Origin of the sequence: Dietzia sp. DQ11-44 (assembly GCF_014145205.1) — a bacterium.
Taxonomy (GTDB): Bacteria; Actinomycetota; Actinomycetes; order Mycobacteriales; family Mycobacteriaceae; genus Dietzia; species Dietzia natronolimnaea.
This window is the reverse complement of sequence record NZ_JAALEC010000029.1, coordinates 1-2,023: the sequence shown is the minus strand read 5'-3', so window position 1 is coordinate 2,023 and position 2,023 is coordinate 1. Positions and strand designations below refer to the sequence as shown.

Genomic DNA, 2,023 nt, shown 5'->3' with positions numbered 1-2,023 from the left:
GGCGAGCTCCTGTTGCCGGGTGAGGATCCGGACGAGCGTCGCCGTGCGATCGCGCAACCGGGCCGCGCGCTCGAACGCTCCGCCCGCCGCGATCGCGTCGATCTGGTCGACCATCGCCCTGACGGTCGCGGAGCTCCGGCCGGCGACCAGCGCCTCCCAGTCCTCCGCGTCGGGCGGGGAACCGAGGGTCTCGACGAGGTCCAGCCACGCCGACCTGGCGTCCTCGGATCTCCGGAACGGGCCGAGGGCGGACGGGTGCTCCGGTGTGCGGGTGACCTGTCCACGGATCGCGCGCCCGGAGGGTGGGGAGAGCCACCACCCGCGACGGGGACTCCGCGAGCGCCGGTTGTACGGCGGTTGCAGGGAATCGATGAGCCGCTCCTCGACGGTCCACGCCTCCAGGAGGTGCGCACAGGGCACCGACTCGACACTCGCGGCCAGCCCGACCATCGTGCGCATCCTGCTGCGCGAGTCGGCTCCGGAATAGTAGGAACGGGCCCTCCGCCGCACCGACACGGATGACCCCACGTACAGGGCGCCCCCCGACCCGTCACGGAAGAGGTAGACGCCGGGACCGGTGGTGAGCGCTTCGGTCAGCGCGGCGCGGCGCAGTACCTCGGGGGCGAGGCGGCCGTCGTACGACCGGAGCTCGGTGAGGGTGGCCACCCCGCAGTCCCCGACCCTGGAGATCAGGGCGTGGAGGACGTCGACGGTGGCGCGGGCGTCCTGGAGCGCCCGGTGGTTGGGCTCGACGGTGGATCCCAGATGGGCGGCGAGTTCACCGAGACGGTGTCCGCGGGTCTCGCCACGGTGGAGAATCCGACGTGCCAGGGCGAGCGTGCAGATCGACGGGGGATCCGGCCACTGATGGTCGGTGGAGACGGCAGCCGCCCGGAGGAAACCGAGGTCGAACCGGGCGTTGTGGGCGACCAGGACGGCGCCGCGGGAGAACTCCAGGAACGTCGCCATCACCTCTCCGAGGGTGGGCGCCCCGACGAGGTTGCCGGGGTCGATACCGGTGAGCCTGCTGATGTGCCCCGGCAGGGCCCCGTCGATGGCGACGAACGTGGACAGCTCAGCCCGGACCTCGCCGCCCCGTACGCGGACCGCGCCGATCTCGGTGATCTCGTCCGTCCCCGGTCGGGTGCCGGTGGTCTCCAGGTCGACCACGACGAACGTCACCTCGGAGAGCATCGGTTCGAGTTCGTCGAACGCCGCCTGGACCCCCTGGGGCCCGGGCGTGCGGACCGGCTCTCGCGTCGGGGGAGTGGGCATGGTGCCGACGGTAGCGACCCGGTCCGACAGTGGCGGGGCGGACGGTCGTGGCGGAGGCCGGGTGCGGCCCGCCGCCGCGGAGGGGGATGTCGTACCCCGCCGTTACGGTCGGCCTCGAGCCGTAGATCGCGGCCCGGTAACGAATGGGCAACACGCCCAGGACGGAGTGTGATGTAGATCATGTTCTCGATGGACTGCTCACGGTGCCCGGCCCGCCCGCGCCGGTGCGAGGACTGCGTCGTCTCGGTGCTCTTGTCCGGAGAACCCCAGGTGGACGCGCTTTCCGAGGAGTCGTGCGGGTACGTCCTGGAGCCGGAGGTGCGCTCGGCGATCGAGGTGCTCATGGAGCTCGGAATGGTCTCGAGCGTCGAGATCATGGCGTCGGAAACGGCCGCCTAGCGGATGGACTGGACTTCGACGAGATGGTTTCGTAACCTTTTCGAGACCTCGGAAGTCATCACCCGCCCGCCGGTGGGGGGCCGGGGTCACCACCAAAGCACCACCACGGTGCACCGGGGAACCACGTTCCACTGGGGTGAATCGCCCGAGGGCCGAGAGGTCCGGGCGTAGGACAGACTTCCGTGTCCGAACCCGTCAGCTAACCCGGTCGGTGTCCAGGAAGAAAGAGGAAATCACTCTCGTGGGAGCCCACAGCATCAAGGCCAGCTCGACCGGGCGCCGTGTCGCCACCGCAGGACTGCTCGCAGCCGGAGCCGCCATCGCCGGCGCCGGGACCGCGGCCGCCGCA

Annotated in this window: 2 protein-coding genes and 1 riboswitch; of the genes, one reads left to right on the top strand and one right to left on the bottom strand. The window is 71.0% G+C overall.

The window, feature by feature from the left end:
* Window positions 1–1,275: exonuclease domain-containing protein (locus G6018_RS00880; protein ID WP_182638486.1), on the bottom strand; the 1,275-nt coding region annotated here is incomplete at its 3' end.
* Window positions 1,276–1,455: 180 nt separating this feature from the next.
* Here G6018_RS00880 and G6018_RS00875 point away from each other — a divergent pair.
* Window positions 1,456–1,674, top strand: a complete 219-nt coding sequence (locus G6018_RS00875; RefSeq protein WP_182638485.1) for a hypothetical protein — start codon at window positions 1,456–1,458, stop codon at window positions 1,672–1,674.
* Between the two features lie 80 nt (window positions 1,675–1,754).
* A riboswitch (cyclic di-AMP (ydaO/yuaA leader) is annotated at window positions 1,755–1,902 on the top strand.
* The last annotated feature ends 121 nt before the right edge of the window (window positions 1,903–2,023 follow it).